Source organism: Streptococcus mitis (assembly GCF_946190275.1).
Classification (GTDB): Bacteria; Bacillota; Bacilli; order Lactobacillales; family Streptococcaceae; genus Streptococcus; species Streptococcus mitis_DC.
Genome location: NZ_CAMHZQ010000054.1, coordinates 1 through 401, shown reverse-complemented (window position 1 = coordinate 401; position 401 = coordinate 1). Strand labels below are relative to the sequence as shown.

Below are 401 nucleotides of genomic sequence, written 5' to 3'. Positions count from 1 at the left end.
GAAGATGTTACAGAAACTAAAACCATCACCCGTACCATCAAGTATGTCGATGCGACTGATGAAACGACAGAAGTAGCAACACCAGTTACGCAAACAGTTGAATTAACAAGAACCAACAAGCGTAACAAAGTGACAGGTGAAGTAACAGAAGGCGCTTGGTCAACAGGTACATGGGGTTCTCAAACCTCTCCAAAAGTGACCAACTATGACGCCCCAGATAAGGCAACTGTAGCGGAAGCAACGGTCACTTCAACGACAGACAATACGACGGTAGTTGTGAAGTATCCACAAAGTATTGCCGATGAAATTGAACGCAAAACTGTTACCCGTACCATCAAGTATGTCGATGCGACTGATGAAACGACAGAAGTAGCTAGACCAGTTACGCAAAGAGTTGAGTT

The 401-nt window shown here is 44.4% G+C and carries 1 protein-coding gene; it reads left to right on the top strand.

The window, feature by feature from the left end; translation table 11 throughout:
• The coding region (locus tag N8M20_RS10200) for a mucin-binding protein (RefSeq protein WP_419991757.1) at window positions 1-401 on the top strand (401 nt) is incomplete at both ends.